The following is an 18,928-nucleotide window of genomic DNA, read 5'->3' on the forward strand; positions in this document are numbered from 1 at the left end:
TACTCACTTTCATTAGAATTGGATAAATGGGTTCAGTACCGTATAGAGTACCGTAAAAAACTTTAGATTTGTATAAACAAGTGTGGACGGGATAAGACAAGTAAGAGGCTAAAAGCTCTATTTTTAGGGGGTTTAGATACTGTATGAGACAAGGAAAGAAAAAAAGATGGTACCTGAGGCCGGACTCGAACCGGCACATATCTCTATACTAGATTTTGAGTCTAGCGCGTCTACCAATTTCACCACTCAGGCACGTATTAATTTAAGAGTTGGAAGTGTACAAAAAAAAAGCTTAAAACTCAGTAAAACTGAGATTTTAAGCTTTTTAAGAGACGAAATTACGCTTTTGCAACAACGTCTTTAAGTTTTTTACCAACTTTAAATTTTACAGCAGTTGTTTTTGCAACATCAACAACTCTATCCGTACCAGGTACTCTAGCTTTTCTAGCTGCTCTTGTTGCTGTACTAAATGTACCAAAACCAATAAAACTTACTTCTTTGCCCGCAACAAGTGCATCACTAATTGCTTCTAGTGCTGCATCAACAGCTTTTTGACTGTCCTTCTTTGAAAGACCTGCTTTCTCTGAAACCGCTTGGATAAATTCCGCTTTTTTCATTGCCAATTCCTTAAAATAAAGTGTTTGTGCGAGGATTGTACAATTTTTTTTAAAAAAAGACAATAATTTTTAAAAAAAGTTAAATTATTTCCCCTTAAAGTCGATATTTGTCATAAGGAATTAAAATTGCTTGTCTATAATTTAAAGAAATCAAATGGAGCCAACCATGAGAGTTACTGATGCACTAACCTTTAATAATTCAATTCGTAATTACCGCACATCTTCATCAAAATTGTACGATGTCAACCAACAAATATATTCCGGTTCAAAAATACAGCAGAGTTATCAAAACACAAGTGTGTATATTGATGCTATGCGCCTTAACAGTGAAATTACGACATTAGAACAATCCATTGGAAGTAGTAAAAAAGCAAAAGTTTTCGCCCAAAACACAGATACAACACTGACAAGTTTTACCAGTAAGCTTGATGAGTTCAAAACAAAACTAACGCAAGCGGCCAATGCATCAAACTCTCAAACCAGTTTAGAAGCCATTGCAAATGATTTAGAAGCCTATAAAGTAGAATTAATGAATTTAGCCAATACTTCCATTAATGGTCAATTTCTATTTTCTGGCTCTGCTTTATCTACAAAACCTATTAGTTCAGATGGTACATATAATGGAAATAACGAAAATTTAAGCGCTGTTGTTGGCTCAGGCGTGGAACTGACGTATAATGTCACTGGACAGTCTTTGTTTTTAGGAAAAGACAGTGATTACAGTAAAGTTGTCTCTACTAACGTGACCATGTACAACCAAACGAAACTCTATCCTAGTGTTATGGAAGGTTCTGGTACCAATACAACCTCTAGTGAAGTCTATTTAACAACCACTGATACCATCCGTGATATGATTGGCGATACGGATAGTGATAAAACAAATGACCCAAATGCAGTTTTTTATCTCTCAGGTAGAGATACTGCAGGTGAAACTTTTGCCACAAAAATAGAAATAAGCTCTAGCTCTTCAGTTCAAGATTTATTAGACAGTATAGGAAAGGCATATGGCAATACATCGACCAATAAACTTGTTGATGTAAGTATGAATAAAAGCGGTCAAATCGAAATAAAAGATTTAAAAACGGGACAGCAAGTCATAGAAATGAATATTTTTGGTGCAGTTGATAGAGATGCCGCTGCTGGAACATCAGGCAATGCAAATCAAACAGATGTTAATGATTTATTAGCCTCTTCAAATGTTGATATTATTGCGTTTAATACCAGCAACTATACAACAACAAATTCAGCAAGTACTATTAGTTCAAGAGCCGATAGCTACAACGAAGGTGTCTACCGTATCGGGTACACACTTCAAACAACAGAGGGAAGCGTTGCCAAGGGTAGTACTCTTTTAAGTGACATTATGCCAGAGGCTAATAATATTCTTTTTGGAAGTACTAACTTTGCTATTAACCCTACAACAACGGTACAAAATTTAATGAGTGCTATTGAGGCTGAATATAGTTTAAGTGCAGGTTCTGTGCGTATAGAAAATGGACAGATTATCGCAGATGATCCAACAGGAACACTGAATGCAACACTGACTGCACGCAATGGCGTCACTCCTGTAGGAGGATTTAGTATTCCAGATGCAATTAACTATACACAACGTGGGTTTGAAAAAGATGGTAATACGCTGCTAAGTAATGTCTCGCAAGTCAATAAAACAACGAATGAATATGCAACCAGTACAACCAAACTCAGTGAAGTGGCAGGCAGTGATACACTTGATGGAAAAACGCTCACTATTGATTATAAAACAAAAAGCGGTGTGAGTGCATCCGCTAGCATTAATTTAAGCAATGCAGGAAGCAGTGTTGATGTGGATACCGATAATGATGGTGTTATTGATACGACATTTTCTATTTTAGATGCCAATGGCAATCCAACCAGTGCTGATAATGTAAGTTATAAACAACTCACGGATATTATTAGTATGCTCACCGCTGGAACGATTCCCACTAATGGAGTGCCTACTGCTACGAGTACGGATTTAGAAGAGTATCAATATGCAATAAAAACGGCACAAAACAGTGTTGCAGTAAACCTTGATCAACAGGGGCGTATTGTTATAAAAGATAGTACGGCTTCTGAGTCTAAAATTGAATTGAGTATGGCTGATAGCAATGCAGGAGACTATAGTGGCACAACAAGCTCGGTTCTTTCCTTTATGGCCAATGATTCTGTAACAATCGCAAGTCCCTCTGTTGATATTTTTGCACAGCTTGATGAGATGATTGCAGCGGTACGAAGTGGGACATTTCGTATGGATTCAACATCATCCGACCCACGCAATATTGGTATACAAAATGCATTAGCCCAATTGGATCATATTGCGGATCATGTTACAAAAGCACACACACAAATTGGTGCGCTAAGCAACGCATTAACAGAGTCAACAACACGAGCAGAGACACTTAAGGTGAATGTAAAAACGGTTCAAACAGAATTGGTAGGCATTGATTTAGCCGAAGCCTATTTGGAATTAACCCAAGTTAGTAACTCTTATCAAGCCATGCTATCGGCGATTTCAAAAGTCAATTCAATGTCTCTTTTAGATTACATGTAATAATTTGTTATAATACCCATACCGTATTATTTCTACATGTAAAGGATTTGTTATTCTCAAAGAGACCTTATTTATTTTATTTATTGCTGTTTTTCTTTTTTTTGGAGTGGCAACGATCCTTCCTGATGCTTCAGTGGTAGGCAGGTTTGGTGCATATATTGGAACATTTAATCGAGATACATTTGGGTATTTAGCCTTTATATATCCCTTTGTTTTAGTGATTCCTTCTTTTGCCTTGTACAAAGAGAGTCGTATTGATGAGCGACGCATTAGTGTAGTGCTTGCATTTATCATTTTTTCTTTTGCTTTTATTATGGCGCAATCTCTTGTTGTACATAGTGCCTTGCAAGGAGCCTTTGGACATTCGATTGTAACGCATTTGAAAAGCCTCATAGGTATTTTAGGAGTGTGGTTTTTTATTATTGCTATTTTTTTACTTTCAATGAGTTTATTGGTCGAATCAAGCATTAACGACTTTTTAACATTCTTCAAATCACTCTTTTCAAAAAAAAGTGTTTCAAAAAGTTTTCCTATACAAGAAGACGAGTGTGTGTATGAACGTTATCACGAAGAAGTAACCTCTCCTAAACCCATAACATTAGAAGCCAATAAGGACGTTTTAGTACAAGAAGTTTCACTTTTGGAAAAAGAAAAAAAACCTTTGGTTGAAGAAAATAGTGTTAAAGAAGAAGAGCCTAAAAAAAGCCTTGTTCGCCTTAAAAGTGCTTCTAAAGTTGAGATTTTAAGTGAAGTAGAGGAAAATACAAAACTTCTTTTAGAAATTGACCAAGGCGAGTGCGATAAACCGAAAGATTTTAAACTCCCTCCGTTAACATTTTTAGCCAATCCACCTACAAAAACAGTTCATGTCAATGAAAATGAAATAGACCAAAAAATTCAAGATTTGCTTGAGAAGCTCAGGCGTTTTAAAATCGAAGGGGACGTGGTACGCACCTACTCAGGTCCTGTGGTAACCACGTTTGAGTTTAAACCTGCCCCTCATGTCAAAGTCTCACGCATTTTAACCCTGCAAGATGACCTTGCTATGGCGCTTAAGGCGAAAACCATTCGCATCCAAGCGCCTGTTCCTGGTAAAGATGTTGTGGGCATTGAAGTGCCTAATCATAAAATTGAAACCATTTATCTCAAAGAGATTTTAGAGAGCGATATTTTTAAAAAATCTTCCTCGCCTTTAACCATTGCACTGGGTAAAGACATTGTGGGTAATGCCTTTGTGACCGATTTGAAAAAATTACCGCATTTACTCGTTGCTGGAACAACGGGAAGTGGTAAAAGTGTGGGAATTAATGCGATGCTACTCTCCTTGTTGTACCGTAATTCTCCTGATACGCTACGATTTTTAATGATAGACCCAAAAATGCTTGAATTTTCGATTTACAACGATATTCCGCACCTTTTAACCCCTGTCATTACCAAGCCAAAACAAGCCATTGTCGCCCTTGCAAATATGGTGAGTGAAATGGAGCGACGCTATCAGCTTATGAGCAGGTCACGCACGAAAAACATTGAAAATTATAATGAAAAAGCTAAAAGTATCGGGGTTGAACCGCTGCCTTACATTGTCATTATTATTGATGAGTTAGCAGACTTAATGATGACCAGTGGAAAAGATGTGGAGTTTTACATCGCCCGTTTAGCTCAAATGGCAAGGGCAAGTGGTATTCATATCATTGTAGCGACCCAACGTCCTTCAGTCGATGTTGTCACGGGTCTTATTAAGGCCAATTTACCCTCACGCATTAGCTTCAAAGTGGGGCAAAAAATTGACTCAAAAGTTATTTTGGATGCCATGGGAGCAGATTCACTCTTGGGTAATGGCGATATGCTTTTTACCCCTCCAGGTACCTCTGGACTTATTCGTTTACACGCACCTTATACCTCAGAAGATGAGATTGATAAAGTGGTAGAATACCTTAAAAAACAACGTCCTGTTCAGTATGATGAGAGTTTTTTAAAAGAGAGTGAAGAGGGCTTTTCTTCTGGGGCTGGGAGTAAAGATAGCGGTGAATTGGATGAATTATTTGAAGATGCCAAAGCTATTGTCTTAAATGAGCGAAAAAGTTCCATTTCTTATATTCAACGAAGACTTAATATTGGGTACAATAGAGCCGCAACAATTGTTGAACAACTAGAAGCAATGGGTATTCTCTCCGCTCAAAATTCTAAGGGTCAAAGAGAAATTATTGTTTGAATCAGCTGAAGGAGTTTGAATGAATTTTTTTGAAACGTATAACATTGAAGTTACTGAACGAGCCGCTTTGGGGATTCCTCCTCTTCCTTTGGACGCAAAAAAAACAGCAGAAGTCATTGAACTTCTTAAAAAAGAAGAAGGCGATCAGGCTTTTTTAAAAGCGTTACTCTGCGACCGTGTTTTACCAGGTGTGGATGACGCTGCGTACGTTAAGGCAGCCTTTTTAAATGATGTGGCTCAAAAAAAGCTTACATGTAAAGCTATTTCTCCCCTAGAAGCGATAGAAATTTTAGGCACAATGCTAGGCGGCTACAATGTCCAACCTCTCGTGGATGCACTGAGCTCCACAGATGCTTTGGTAGCACAAGCCGCCTGTAATGCGCTTAAAAACATTGTTTTAGTCTATGGCTCTTTTAATGACATTGAAGCTTTAGCCAAAACCAATGCGTATGCTAAAGAGGTCATGCTTTCATGGGCGAACGCAGAGTGGTTTACATGTAAAGCCCCGTTGCCTGAAAAAATCACTGTAGCGGTTTTAAAAGTTTCTGGAGAGACCAATACCGATGATTTAAGTCCTGCCAGTGAAGCGTTCACCAGAAGTGACATTCCTTTGCATGCCAATGCCATGTTGGTTAAACGCCTACCAGGTTCGCTTGAAAAAATAAAGGAGCTCAAAGCCAAAGGGTATGAAGTTGCTTATGTCGGTGATGTTGTAGGAACAGGCAGTAGCCGAAAATCAGGCATTAATTCCATTCAATGGTGGATGGGAAGAGAAATTCCTTTTGTTCCCAATAAAAAAACAGGCGGATTGATTTTAGGAACGACCATTGCGCCTATTTTCTTCAATACAGCAGAAGACAGTGGCGCACTTCCGATTGAAGTCAATGTTGAGGCTTTGGAGACAGGCGATATTATTGATGTCTATCCTTTAGCGGGGAAAATTGAAAAAGAGGGCAAAGTGGTTGCTACCTTTACCCTGATGCCAAATACCCTTGCCGATGAGTACCGTGCGGGTGGGCGTATTCCTTTGATTATTGGAAGAGGACTTACTTCAAAAGCAAGAGCCTCTTTGGGCATGGAACCTGAGAGTATTTTTGCCAAACCCGAACAACCTAAAGAGCAACAAGGGGTAGGGTATACTTTAGCGCAAAAAATGGTGGGGCGTGCGTGTGGTGTTGAGGGTGTTCGTGCGGGGATGTACGTTGAGCCTCAAACCCTCACCGTTGGTTCACAAGATACCACAGGACCGATGACCCGAGATGAAATTAAAGAGCTTGCCGCTTTGGGATTTAGCGCTGATTTGGTGATGCAAAGTTTTTGTCATACCGCTGCGTATCCAAAGCCTAGTGATGTGAAGCTTCACCATACCCTTCCTTCCTTTATCACCTCACGTAGTGGTGTGAGTTTGCGTGCAGGGGACGGTGTCATTCACTCATGGCTTAACCGTATGGTTTTACCCGATACGGTAGGAACAGGCGGTGATAGCCATACCCGTTTTCCTATTGGTATCTCTTTTCCTGCTGGCTCTGGATTGGTGGCGTTTGCAGCTGTAACAGGCAGTATGCCTTTAAATATGCCTGAATCGGTACTGGTTCGTTTTAAGGGTGAAATGCAAGCGGGCATTACGCTACGTGATTTGGTCAATGCCATTCCTTACTACGCCATTAAAAAAGGCTTGCTTAGCGTTCCAAAGAAAAACAAAAAGAACATTTTTGCAGGGCGCATCTTAGAAATTGAGGGACTTCCAAAACTCAAAGTCGAACAAGCGTTTGAGCTCAGCGATGCAAGTGCAGAGCGTAGTGCAGCGGCGTGTAGTGTTGCTTTAGATGAAGAGAGCGTGATTGAATACTTAAAATCAAATATTGTGCTTTTAGAGTCAATGATTCAAGCAGGATACGAGGATGCCATAACGCTTCAACGACGTGCCGATAAAATGAAAGCATGGCTTAAAGAGCCAAAACTTTTAAAAGCCGATGCGAATGCTGAGTATGCAGAAATTATTGAGATTAATTTGAATGAAATTAAAGAGCCAATTCTTGCATGCCCAAATGACCCTGATGATGTGGCAACGCTGAGTGAAGTACTCGCCAATCCTGAACGCCCACACGCCATTGATGAAGTGTTTGTGGGAAGTTGTATGACCAATATTGGGCATTATAGAGCGTTAGGAGAAGTGTTGCAAGGGGAGGGGAAAGTTCCTACGACACTGTGGATAGCGCCACCTACTAAAATGGATAAAAACCAGCTCATTGAAGAGGGGTATTATGCAATTTTTGGCAATGCAGGAGCTCGCATTGAAATTCCTGGTTGTTCACTCTGTATGGGCAATCAAGCCAATGTCCGTGAGGGTGCGGTGGTCTTTTCAACCTCAACTCGAAACTTTGATAACCGCATGGGACCTAACTCCAAAGTCTATTTAGGAAGTGCTGAATTAGCAGCCCTTTGCGCACTTTTAGGCCGACTTCCTAGTGTGGAAGAGTATATGAGTTTAGTGCCTAAAAAATTAGCGGGAAAAACCGATAAAGTGTACAAATACCTCAATTTTAATCTCATTGAGAACTACGAACTTTCTAACTAATACACCAAAGAGTCACTTTCACGTGTGGCTCTTTACTTTTACATGTAAGGATTCTTTTGACTATTACTAAAAATTGCCTTGTAACCCTAGACTATACCCTTTTTGATACCCACAATACGCTCATAGACAGTGGGGCGAACCCTTTGATCTACCTGCATGGTGGATACGGTGATGTTTTTGAAAGCATTGAAAAAGCCCTTGAGGGTAAAGGTGTGGGGGAGAGTATTCATTTAGAATTAAGCGCCAAAGATGCCTTTGGTGAACGTCAAGAAGCCTTGGTTTTGGTTGAAGATAGAGCCCTTTTTGATGAAGCCATTGCCGTGGGTGATGAGATGGAGATGGTTTTTGCTGAAGGGGAAGAGGATGAGCTGATGATGAGTTATATCATTACACACATTGATGAGGATAAAGTGGTTTTAGATGCCAATCACTCTTTGGCTGGGATGAATATCGTCTTTGATGGTACGGTGATTGGGGTACGTGAAGCCACCAGTGAAGAGATAGAAAAAAGACTCCCCCAGCATGAAGAGTCTTTACATGTAAAACAATTTTAAAGCACTTTTGCTTCGATTTCTTCCACCACGTGGTGCATTTTGTAGAGAGAATCGGGATTGAGTGAAATAGACTCAATGCCTTCTCTGACCAAAAATTCTGTAATCTCAGGATAATCGGAGGGTGCTTGCCCACAAATACCTATGTATTTGCCTCGTCTTTTACACGCCTCTATGGCCATTTTGAGCATTGCTTTGACTGCTGGATTTCGCTCGTTAAAGACATGAGCGATTTTTCCGCTGTCCCTGTCGACTCCTAACACCAGTTGGGTAAGGTCGTTGGAACCAATCGAATACCCATCAAAAATATCTAAAAACGCATCGGCAATGATAACATTGGCAGGTATTTCGCACATGGCATAAATTTTAAGACTATTTTGCCCTTGCACTAAGCCTTGCGCATTCATAATCTCAATAACTTTTTTCCCCTCTTCAGGCGTTCTTACAAAAGGAAGCATAATAATGACATTGTCCAATCCCATCTCATCACGTACCTTTTTAAGGGCTTCACACTCCCATGCAAACGCTTCTTTATAGCTCTCATCATAATAACGACTCGCCCCACGAAAACCAATCATGGGGTTCTCTTCATCCACCTCATACACCTTGCCCCCTGGCATATTGGCATACTCATTGCTTTTAAAATCGCTCGTTCGAATAATGACAGCTCGAGGGTAAAATGCCGCAGCAATCAGTCCAATCCCCTCACAAAGCTTATCAATAAAAAAAGCCTTAGCATCCACATAAGGCTTCATAAAAGAGCGAATGTTTTCCTCTTCCTCAATCCCTTTTCCCTGATACAAATCCACCAATGCCATAGGATGCGCATTAATGGAGTGCGTCATAATAAACTCCATGCGTGCCAACCCCACACCATCATTAGGCATTTTGGCTAAGTTGAATGCTTCGGCTGGATTGCCTACATTCATCATTAATTTCGTTTTGGTGGGGTGTAAGTTCATGTCAATGGTCTTACATGTAAAAGGAAGTTTTCCCTTGTAAATGTACCCCTCTTCACCCTCAGCACAACTCACCGTCACTTCTGGAACATTCGCTAAAACGTCCGTGCCATTCCCACATCCCACCACAGCGGGTACACCAATTTCTCGTGCGACAATGGCAGCATGGCATGTTCTACTTCCTCGATTGGTCACCACAGCAGAAGCCTTTTTCATAATGGGCTCCCAATCAGGATTCGTCGTATCGGCTACCAAAATATCGCCTGCATTAAAGGACGCAAACTCAGACGTATCGTGAATAATTTTCACCGCTCCACTGCCTATTTTATCGCCCACAGCACGCCCCGTTGCTAAAATCGTTGCGTTTTTGCTACTGAGTGTATACTTCTCAATACTTTGAATATCTCGCTTGCTTTGTACGGTTTCAGGACGAGCTTGCACAATGTAGAGTTTGCCATCGTTACCATCTTTTGCCCACTCAATATCCATGGGACGCTCATAATAGGCTTCAATTAAGAGTGCTTGATGGGCAAGTGCTAACACTTCATCATCATTGATGGAAAAATTATTTTGTTCTTCATTACTTGTGGGGACATTAATCGTTTGATGTAGATGATGATAAAGCATTCTCTCTTTTTTACTCCCTAAAGAGTGTTTCAAAATGGTAGGAAAACCTTTTGCAAGCGTTGGTTTGAAAACAAAAAATTCATCCGCATTTACCCGTCCACTCACCACATTTTCACCCAGTCCCCATGTTGCATTAATTAAAACAAGGTCGTGCGAACCACTCTCCGTGTCTATACTAAACATGACGCCACTGCTAGCTTTATCGCTTCGCACCATCTTTTGAACCCCCACAGAGAGTGCCACTTTAAAATGGTCAAACCCACGGCTAGAACGGTAACTAATGGCACGGTCTGTAAACAAAGAGGCGTAACACTGCTTGACACTTTGAAGCAATTTCTCAGGCGAGTCTATATTTAAAAAGGTCTCTTGTTGCCCTGCAAAACTAGCATCGGGTAAATCCTCAGCCGTGCCAGAAGAGCGCACCGCTACATCCACATGTTCAACCCCATATTCACGTGAAAGCATGGCATACGCACTTAAGAGCTCTTGTGTTAGGCTTAAGGGTAGGGTTGCTTCTAAAATACAATCTCGAATGGCTTTACCGCTTGCTTGTAAAACATCTGTGTTGGAAACATCCACATGACGCAGGTGCTTTTCAATCATCGCCTTGATGCCATTTTCTTCAAGCAAAAGATAATACGCCTCACTGGTTGTTGCAAAACCGTTGGGAACTAAAATACCTTTGGGGGTTAATTTTTGATACATCTCACCTAGACTGGCGTTTTTACCGCCCACGAGGGGAATGTCACTCAGTTGAAGTTCATTGAAGAAACGAATATAACGCATCTCATCCTCCAGTAGAAAAAGTTACCTTTATAGTAGCACAAATGAGAATGAAAGAAGGTTAGAGTGTTTTACATGTAAAACAAAAAATTGACTTCTCATAATTCACAAGCTATAATCCACCCCGTAATTTAATATTGTGCATAACGAAGATTTGCATTGGCATTTCGGAGTATAAGAATGAGAAGGACACTGTGGTGTTTATTCTGTAAGCACAGTTGATTGTTGATTTCTTATAGACCTTGCAAATATTGAACAAAATATTTCGAGGAGATGTTAAATTATGACATTATTACCACATGAACAGCTGCGTATTATCAAAAAAGGTGTCAATACGCTTATTGGCGAAGAAGAGCTATTGCTTAAACTTCAAAAATCTTACGATACAAAGCAACCTCTCACGATTAAACTAGGGCTTGACCCCTCCGCTCCAGATATCCATTTAGGGCATGCTGTTGTCCTTAGAAAAATCAAGCAAATGCAAGATTTAGGACATCATGTAGTCATTATCATTGGTGACTTTACAGGCAAAATAGGTGACCCTACGGGAAAGTCAAAAGGAAGAGTTGCCCTCAGTGAAGAACAAGTGAGAATGAATGCACAAACTTACTGTGAGCAAATTTTTAAAATACTTGACACGTCCAAAACGAAAGTCTGTTTTAACAGTCAGTGGCTTACTAAACTCACGTTTGAAGAGATTATTAAACTTGCAAGTACAACAACCATTGCTCGAATATTGGAACGTGATGATTTCCAAAAACGTTACCAAAACCAAGTCCCCATCGGTTTGCATGAATTTTTTTATCCCTTAATGCAAGCTTTCGATTCTGTCGAACTTAAAGCCGATATTGAGTTAGGTGGTACAGATCAAACATTCAATATTTTAATGGGACGAAGCCTTCAAAAAGCTCTTGGACTTGAAGCGCAAATTGCATTGTTTATGCCCCTCTTAGAAGGACTTGATGGAATTGAAAAAATGAGTAAAAGTTTGGGTAACTACATTGGTGTGAATGAAGCACCAGAGGTAATGTTCAAAAAAATTATGGAAGTTCCTGACAAGCTTATCTTAAAATACTTTGAACTTGCAACAGATGAACATCCTGCAACCATTGATGAAATCAAAGATGCGCTCGAACAAGGGGTAAATCCAAGAGATATTAAGTATAAACTTGCTCAGATTATTGTCTCATTATATCACTCAAAACAAAGCTTAGATGAGGCACAAATGTATTATGATACAGCCTTTTCCCGAAAAGCAATTCCTGAGAATATTCCTACACTCATCTTGAACAATGAACAAAAAAGTCTTGCAGAGATTATTCCTGAATTAATCGCTATTAAACTGCTCCATAGCAAAAGTGACTTTATACGATTACTGGCACAAGGAGGTGTTTCTATCAATGGAGTAAAACTCGATGAAAAAGAGCTTGACCATAAGATAAAAAGCAATGATGTTTTAAAACTAGGAAAAAAACGTTTTGTAAGAATGGTGTAGTAAAAACTAAAATGGTCGGAGCGACGTGATTCGAACACGCGACCTCTACCACCCCAAGGTAGCGCGCTAGCCAGGCTGCGCTACGCCCCGATTCCATTTAAGCGGAAGGATTTTAACAAAGATAACCAAAAAGTTTTATTATAATAAAATAAAAAATACGAGAAACCATGAAAGAGATTTTATTAACTACCTTTAACGCACGCTACACGCACACCTCGATTGCTCAGCGCTATTTATTTGCAAACCTAGAGGAGCTTCAAGAAAGAGCGCATATTTTAGAATTTGTCATCAATGGCAGTGTCGCAGATGCGGCAGAGGAGATTTTAAGCTATCAGCCAAAAATTGTTGGCATAGGTGCTTACATTTGGAATGCGTTAGAAGTGCAAGAACTTCTCTCTATCCTCAAAAAAGTAGCACCCAAAATTACTATTATTTTAGGGGGTCCTGAGGCAAGTCATTTTCCCCATCGGGTTGATTTTTCTTTGGCTGATTATATCATTCAAGGGGAGGGCGATGTTGCTTTTTATACGCTGTGCAAAGCTATTTTAAGTGAGAATGCCCCCAGCGAAAAGGTGATAAAAGCACCAATGGTCGATATGAGCGCCATCAAACTTCCGTATGCGTATTACACCGAGCATGACATTAAAAACCGCTACTGTTATGTGGAGGCGAGTCGTGGGTGTCCTTTTACCTGTGAATTTTGCCTCTCTTCCGCCGATAAAAAAGTACGGGACATTGAGATAGGACGTTTTATAGGGGAGCTTGATAAACTCTGGCAACGAGGGGTTCGCAATTTTAAATTTATCGATAGAACCTTTAATTTAAGCATCGAAAACGCCACCAAACTTTTAGACTTTTTTCTGGAGAAAACAGAGGAGTATTTTGTCCATTTTGAGGTAATTCCTGATCATTTTCCCCAAAAACTTCGTGAAAAAATAGCCCAGTTTCCACCTGCGGCACTGCAATTAGAAGTGGGCATTCAAACGCTGGACCCTCTCATTTCTAAAAATATTCATAGGCGTTTAAACCTTCCAAAAATTGAAGACAATCTTGCCTTTTTACAGCAACAGACCCATGCGCATTTACATGTAGACTTAATTATTGGCTTGCCAGGGGAGAGTTTAGCGGGGTTTGGGCGTAATTTGGACATGCTCTATGCACTTACTCAGTGTGAAATTCAAATTGGCATTTTAAAAAAGCTCTCAGGCACCACCCTTTCACGTCACGATGAAATCTATGGTATGGAATACTGCGATAAACCGCCTTACGATATTTTACAAAATGACTTAATTCCCTTTGCACAGATGCAAAAAATGAAGCGCTTTGCCCGTTTTTGGGATATGGTCTACAACAGTGGAAATTTTAAAAGAAGTGCAGCGCTTTTATGGAAAGAGGGCAAGGTCTATGAGGGCTTTTACGCTTTTAGCGAATGGCTTTATAGCCAAACGGAGTCCACATGGCAGATTTCACTTGACCGTTTGGCTCAGCTGATTTTTCGCTACCTCTGTGAGGTTTTAGACCATGAAGAGGAAGAAATCAAAGCAATATTGATTGAAGATATTATGACGGTTCGTGGACGTAAAATGCCCTCATTCTTAAGGGAAAACTACGTACCCAAAGAGGAGCAAAAAGAGGGTGTTGCTAAGCTCAATAAACGTCAGTTAAAACATGCCACAGTATAATGGCACGATTTTTTAAAAGGAGAATAAATGATACTCGATAAAAGCTGGCTCACCAATCTTGCAAGTATGGTTGTTATACTGCTTTCATTTGCCCTGCCAGAACCTTATGCCAAATGGTCTTTACTCGCAGGGCTTTTTGCGCTCTCAGGTGCTATTACCAATCAAATTGCCATTCATATGCTCTTTGAAAAAGTCCCTTTTTTCTATGGAAGTGGTGTCATTGAGCTTCGTTTTGAGGCGTTTAAAACCTCTATTAAAAACCTCATGATGACACAGTTTTTTACCAAAGAACAGCTGGATGCTTTTTTTACCAAAGAAGAAAAACACCTTGATTTAGCGCCGATTATTGCAGAAATGGACGTGAGCCCTGCCTTTGATGCATTGACCAAAACCGTTATGGAGTCCTCTTTTGGAGGAATGCTAGGCATGTTTGGTGGAGCAAGTGCCCTAGAGGGACTTCGTGAACCTTTTAGTGCTAAACTGAAAAATTCCATTGTTGAAATTGCAAAAAGTAATGAATTTCAGCAAAAAATAGCACAAAATATACAAAATTCATCACTCAGTCACGATATGCTTCAAACGGTTGAGCAAATGATCGATGTAAGACTGAATGAGTTAAGCCCTAAAATGGTCAAAGAGATTGTTCAAGAGTTTATGAGAGAACACCTTGGTTGGTTGGTCGTTTGGGGTGGTGTTTTTGGTGGACTGATTGGTTTGCTTTCAAACGCTGTTCTTTAATACATATAATTTTACATATAAAAATACATAAACTGGAGATTCATGGAGTGTTCATATTTTGGAAAATGTGGGAGCTGTACGCTCTATGCGTTAGATTATGAAGCGCAAGTTACCCATAAAAAAGAGGCGATGCAAACCCTCTTTGAATCTTTACATGTAAAGAAGTTTGATTTTTTTGAGTCAGCTTCAGAACACTACCGTGGACGGGCTGAGTTTCGCATTTGGAAAGAGGGTGAGAAGATTTCCTACGCCATGGGTGCGATGGATAAAAAAGGAGCGGTATGCATTGATGCCTGTCCAAAGGTAGAAGAGCGCATTGACACACTCATGCCAAAATTACTCAAAGCGATTGAGGATGTCCGCGTGCTTCGTGAACGCATTTTTGCCATTGAGTTTTTAAGCTCTTCAGAGCATCTTTTAGTGACACTTATCTACCACAAACCTTTAGATGAGGCATGGGAAGAAGAGGCTAAAAAGCTTGAGAAAGCGTTTGGTATTTTTGTAATTGGGCGCAGTCGTGGCATGAAAAAGGTATTTAGTCAAGATTTTGTCGAAGAGCGTTTTTCACTGGAGGGTAAAGCCTATCGCTACCATATCATTGAGGGTGGATTTTCCCAACCCAACCGTGCGATGAATCAGAAGATGATTGGCTGGGTGTTAAGCCATCTTGAATCGTGTGAGGATTTGTTGGAACTCTACTGTGGCTATGGTAATTTTACGCTTCCCATGGCTGGAAAATTTAAAAAAGTGCTCGCTACTGAAATTTCAAAAACCTCTATTGCCTCGGCACTGAAAAACTGTGAACTCAACGATGTCTCTAACATCACCTTTTTACGCTTAAGTGCGGAGGAGCTTACTTCTGCTCTGAACAAAGAGCGTGTCTTCAACCGTTTGGCGGGTATTGATTTAGATGCGTATGCGTTTTCACATGTCTTTGTTGACCCACCTCGTTCAGGCATGGATGAGAAGAGTTTAGCGTTTATCTCACGTTTTGAGACAATTATTTACATCTCCTGTAACCTCCAAACCCTCAAACGTGATTTAGAGGTACTCTCTCAAAACTACTCCATTGAGCATTTTGCCCTGTTTGACCAGTTCCCAAATACGGAGCATTTGGAATCTGGGGTGATTTTAAAACGGCTTTAAGGCTTACATGTAAAAAAGATAATCCCAATAAAAGCTACGAAGTGCTACACTTTTGGCTTAATTTATTTTAAGGAGCCAAAATGGAATGTGAAATTTCAAACATTAAAATGCCTGATGATGCAGGTATTCAAGATATTTTTTCGATGTGCAAAAGCATTGCCATTATTGGACTCTCTCCTGATCCAACCAAAGATAGCCATAAAGTAGCACGCTATTTGCAAGAAAAAGGGTTTAAAATTTACCCCGTTTATCCTAAAGAAGAGACGATTTTAGGGGAAAAAGTGTACCGAAGTCTTTTAGACATTCCAGAACAAGTGGATATGGTAGATATGTTTCGTAAGCCTGAAATTGCGAATGGTTTACTTGAAGAAGTCTTGCAAAAAGGTGGTGTGAAAGTGTTTTGGTTACAGCTTGGCATTGTGAACAATGACGCATGTGAAAAAGCAAAAGCACATGGGCTAATAGCCATCCAAAATCGATGTACAAAAGTAGAATATGAAAGGTTAATGAAGTGATCCCTCTTAGTGAAATAATACAAGCAAAACGACAAATCAGTCATATTATCACCAATACGCCTTGCGCACTAGCTCCGCTTTTAAGTGAAGAGGTTGGAGCGCAGGTCTATCTTAAAAAAGAGAATTTGCAAATTACAGGGGCGTATAAACTTCGAGGAGCGTACAATAAAATCGCCTCTTTGAGTGAAGCAGAACGCCAAAAAGGTGTCATTGCAGCCAGTGCTGGAAATCATGCGCAAGGTGTGGGGTATAGTGCTCGTAGTTTTGGTATTTCGGCAACCATTGTTATGCCTGAGGCAACGCCACTTTTGAAAGTTTCAGGCACTAAAGCCTTAGGTGCAGAAGTTATTTTACATGGCGATAACTATGATGAAGCCTATGCGTACGCATTGACCTATGCTAAAGAGCATGGGCTTACGTTTATTCACCCGTTTGAAGATGAAAAAGTCATAGCAGGGCAGGGAACCATCGCTTTAGAGATGATTGATGAAATTAATGATTTAGATATAGTGGTCATTCCTATTGGCGGAGGAGGGCTTATTAGCGGTATGGCATCTGCGATTAAACAGATTGACCCGAAGATTAAAATTATTGGTGTGAATGCCGCAGGCGCACCTGCTATGTGTACATCCTTTCATGCTAAAAAAGCCATTAACTCTAAGAGTGTACGCACCATCGCTGATGGTATCGCCGTGCGTGATGTGAGTGCGTCTAATTTAGAGCATATACTAGAGTGTGTCGATGAAGTAGTCACCGTGGATGAAGAGGAGATAGCAGCGGCTATTTTATTTTTACTTGAGCGTCAAAAACTAGTCGTTGAAGGTGGTGGGGCTGCAAGTGTGGCGGCCATTATGCATCAAAAATTCCCATTTGAAAAAGATGCTAAAATTGGTGCGGTTTTAAGCGGCGGAAACATTGATGTGCAGATGCTCTCAATTATTATTGAGAAGGGTTTGATTAAGTCTCACCGTAAGATGAAGTTGGTTATTACACTTATCGACAAGCCAGGCTCACTGATGCGCCTCACTGACCTATTCAAAAATGCCAATGCCAATATTATTCAAATAGATTATGATCGTTTTTCAACCAAGCTCTCTTATGGTGATGCACAAATTACCATCATGTTAGAAACCAAAGGGGCAGAACATCAAAATGAGATTCGAAGACTTTTAAACGAAGCAGGGTATCTTTTTAAAGAAGAAGTGTGAGGAAATCCTCACGCTTCTTCTTCCTCATCTAAGCGCTCATACGCTTCTAATAAACGCTCTCTAAGGGCATCACTTAATGCTTCGCCATCAACACAAAACTCTTTTAAAAAGTGCTCTAATCCATTTAAAACATCAAAAAGTTCTGCTTCAATTTCACGTGCACTTTTTTGTTTTGCCATAAGCGTCTCAAAAAAGACCAATTTACGAATGAAATCAGAGAGGATTTCAAGAGCGTCACGTTCATCTTTTCCTTCTAAAAGCACATAAACAGCTTTATCAATACTTTTGGAGGTATCAATATTTTGTTTTATTTCACGCACCTCTTCTTGAATAATGCTTGAAAATTTGGCGTAATGCTCATACGACTCTGTCTTGGAAAAGGTATCCAGTTTGGTAGTAATTTTTCCTATTTGCTTTGCGAGCACAAAGGCAACCATCGCAACAATCATTAAAACAGGAATTAATTGCTCCATTTCACATCCTTACATGTAAAGAATTAGTGCGACAAAATTTGCTCCAAAAAGAGTTTTAGGCGGTCTGATTCTGGATTTTTGAAAAAGTTTTCAGGTGTGTTCTCTTCCACAATTTGCCCCGCATCCATAAAAATAATGCGATCGGCCACCTTCTTTGCAAAACCCATTTCATGTGTCACACACACCATTGTTTTGTCTTCACGGGCTAATTCTATCATAACATCCAAAACTTCGGCAACCATTTCAGGATCCAGTGCAGAGGTTGGCTCATCAAAGAGCATAATTTTAGGATTTTTACAAAGACTTCTGGCAATGGCAACACGTTGTTGTTGTCCACCTGAGAGTTGATTTGGGTATTTATGCGCTTGGTTGGCAATGCCCACACGCTCTAAATACTTCATAGCAATCGCCTCAGCCTCTTTACGAGGCATTTTTTTAACCCAAATAGGCGCTAAGGTAAGATTATCTAAAATGGTTAAATGCGGGAAAAGATTGAAGTGTTGAAACACCATTGCCACTTCTTCACGAATGGCTTTAATTTTTTTGACATCATTGACAAGTTCGATACCATCGACAATAATTTCACCCTCTTGAAACTGCTCAAGGTAATTGATACAACGAATGAGAGTTGATTTTCCTGAACCTGATGGTCCACATACCACAATAATTTCACCTTTATTAATTTTAAGATTGACATCTTTTAAGACGTGAAAATCCCCATACCACTTGTTTAAATTTTTTATTTCAATAATTTCTTTTCTATCTTTCATGATTT

14 protein-coding genes and 2 tRNA genes are annotated in these 18,928 nt (G+C 39.9%); 10 read left to right on the plus strand and 6 right to left on the minus strand.

Going from position 1 to position 18,928, the window contains the following annotated elements:
* Positions 1-167 precede the first annotated feature (167 nt).
* Positions 168-252, minus strand: a tRNA-Leu gene (locus SULBA_RS06255).
* An 86-nt stretch (positions 253-338) separates the two neighbouring features.
* A complete protein-coding gene (locus SULBA_RS06260) occupies positions 339-617 on the minus strand; it encodes an HU family DNA-binding protein (RefSeq protein WP_014769437.1) in 279 nt (92 codons plus the stop codon).
* Positions 618-783: 166 nt separating this feature from the next.
* On the opposite strand from SULBA_RS06260, the gene flgL reads away from it, so the two are divergent.
* The 4 genes from flgL (at position 784) to SULBA_RS06280 (ending at position 8,530) form a co-directional block, all read left to right on the plus strand.
* Positions 784-3,186, plus strand: coding sequence for a flagellar hook-associated protein FlgL (flgL, locus tag SULBA_RS06265; RefSeq protein ID WP_014769438.1), 2,403 nt, complete (start codon positions 784-786; stop codon positions 3,184-3,186).
* A 106-nt stretch (positions 3,187-3,292) separates the two neighbouring features.
* Complete coding sequence (locus tag SULBA_RS06270; protein WP_014769439.1) at positions 3,293-5,398, plus strand: FtsK/SpoIIIE family DNA translocase; 2,106 nt, start codon at positions 3,293-3,295, stop codon at positions 5,396-5,398.
* A 19-nt stretch (positions 5,399-5,417) separates the two neighbouring features.
* Entirely contained in the window at positions 5,418-7,976 is a 2,559-nt protein-coding gene (acnB, locus tag SULBA_RS06275; RefSeq protein ID WP_014769440.1) for a bifunctional aconitate hydratase 2/2-methylisocitrate dehydratase, read from the plus strand.
* A 56-nt stretch (positions 7,977-8,032) separates the two neighbouring features.
* The gene (locus SULBA_RS06280; RefSeq protein ID WP_014769441.1) at positions 8,033-8,530 is read left to right on the plus strand and encodes an FKBP-type peptidyl-prolyl cis-trans isomerase; all 498 of its coding nucleotides are present in this window, start codon (positions 8,033-8,035) and stop codon (positions 8,528-8,530) included.
* On the opposite strand, the gene ppsA is transcribed toward SULBA_RS06280, so the two are convergent.
* Positions 8,527-10,899 carry a phosphoenolpyruvate synthase gene (ppsA, locus tag SULBA_RS06285; RefSeq protein ID WP_014769442.1) on the minus strand — a complete coding sequence of 791 codons (2,373 nt, stop codon included), beginning with the start codon at positions 10,897-10,899 and terminating at the stop codon, positions 8,527-8,529. The genes SULBA_RS06280 and ppsA overlap by 4 nt on opposite strands.
* Positions 10,900-11,179: 280 nt before the next feature.
* Here ppsA and tyrS point away from each other — a divergent pair, with 280 nt between their 5' ends.
* Positions 11,180-12,391 carry a tyrosine--tRNA ligase gene (tyrS, locus tag SULBA_RS06290; RefSeq protein WP_014769443.1) on the plus strand — a complete coding sequence of 404 codons (1,212 nt, stop codon included), beginning with the start codon at positions 11,180-11,182 and terminating at the stop codon, positions 12,389-12,391.
* Between the two features lie 12 nt (positions 12,392-12,403).
* On the opposite strand, the gene SULBA_RS06295 is transcribed toward tyrS, so the two are convergent.
* A tRNA-Pro gene (locus tag SULBA_RS06295) sits at positions 12,404-12,481 on the minus strand.
* Positions 12,482-12,558: 77 nt separating this feature from the next.
* Between SULBA_RS06295 and SULBA_RS06300 the strand changes: the two genes are divergently transcribed.
* The 5 genes from SULBA_RS06300 to ilvA all read left to right on the plus strand — a co-directional run bounded on the left by SULBA_RS06300 (position 12,559) and on the right by ilvA (position 17,680).
* Positions 12,559-14,073 carry a B12-binding domain-containing radical SAM protein gene (locus tag SULBA_RS06300; protein ID WP_014769444.1) on the plus strand — a complete coding sequence of 505 codons (1,515 nt, stop codon included), beginning with the start codon at positions 12,559-12,561 and terminating at the stop codon, positions 14,071-14,073.
* Between the two features lie 27 nt (positions 14,074-14,100).
* The gene (locus SULBA_RS06305; protein WP_014769445.1) at positions 14,101-14,811 is read left to right on the plus strand and encodes a DUF445 domain-containing protein; all 711 of its coding nucleotides are present in this window, start codon (positions 14,101-14,103) and stop codon (positions 14,809-14,811) included.
* A gap of 42 nt (positions 14,812-14,853) precedes the next feature.
* Positions 14,854-15,957: a tRNA (uridine(54)-C5)-methyltransferase TrmA gene (gene trmA / locus SULBA_RS06310; RefSeq protein WP_014769446.1), complete on the plus strand. Its 1,104-nt coding sequence runs from the start codon at positions 14,854-14,856 to the stop codon at positions 15,955-15,957.
* 80 nt (positions 15,958-16,037) lie between these two features.
* Entirely contained in the window at positions 16,038-16,472 is a 435-nt protein-coding gene (locus SULBA_RS06315; protein WP_014769447.1) for a CoA-binding protein, read from the plus strand.
* A complete protein-coding gene (gene ilvA / locus SULBA_RS06320) occupies positions 16,469-17,680 on the plus strand; it encodes a threonine ammonia-lyase (protein WP_014769448.1) in 1,212 nt (403 codons plus the stop codon). Before SULBA_RS06315 ends, ilvA begins: the two co-directional genes overlap by 4 nt.
* Positions 17,681-17,688: 8 nt before the next feature.
* On the opposite strand, the gene SULBA_RS06325 is transcribed toward ilvA, so the two are convergent.
* Both SULBA_RS06325 and SULBA_RS06330 read right to left on the minus strand, forming a co-directional pair.
* Positions 17,689-18,153 carry a hypothetical protein gene (locus tag SULBA_RS06325; RefSeq protein ID WP_014769449.1) on the minus strand — a complete coding sequence of 155 codons (465 nt, stop codon included), beginning with the start codon at positions 18,151-18,153 and terminating at the stop codon, positions 17,689-17,691.
* Positions 18,154-18,176: 23 nt separating this feature from the next.
* A complete protein-coding gene (locus SULBA_RS06330) occupies positions 18,177-18,923 on the minus strand; it encodes an amino acid ABC transporter ATP-binding protein (RefSeq protein ID WP_014769450.1) in 747 nt (248 codons plus the stop codon).
* Positions 18,924-18,928 lie beyond the last annotated feature (5 nt).

It is taken from the genome of Sulfurospirillum barnesii SES-3, assembly GCF_000265295.1.
Classification (GTDB): domain Bacteria; phylum Campylobacterota; class Campylobacteria; order Campylobacterales; family Sulfurospirillaceae; genus Sulfurospirillum; species Sulfurospirillum barnesii.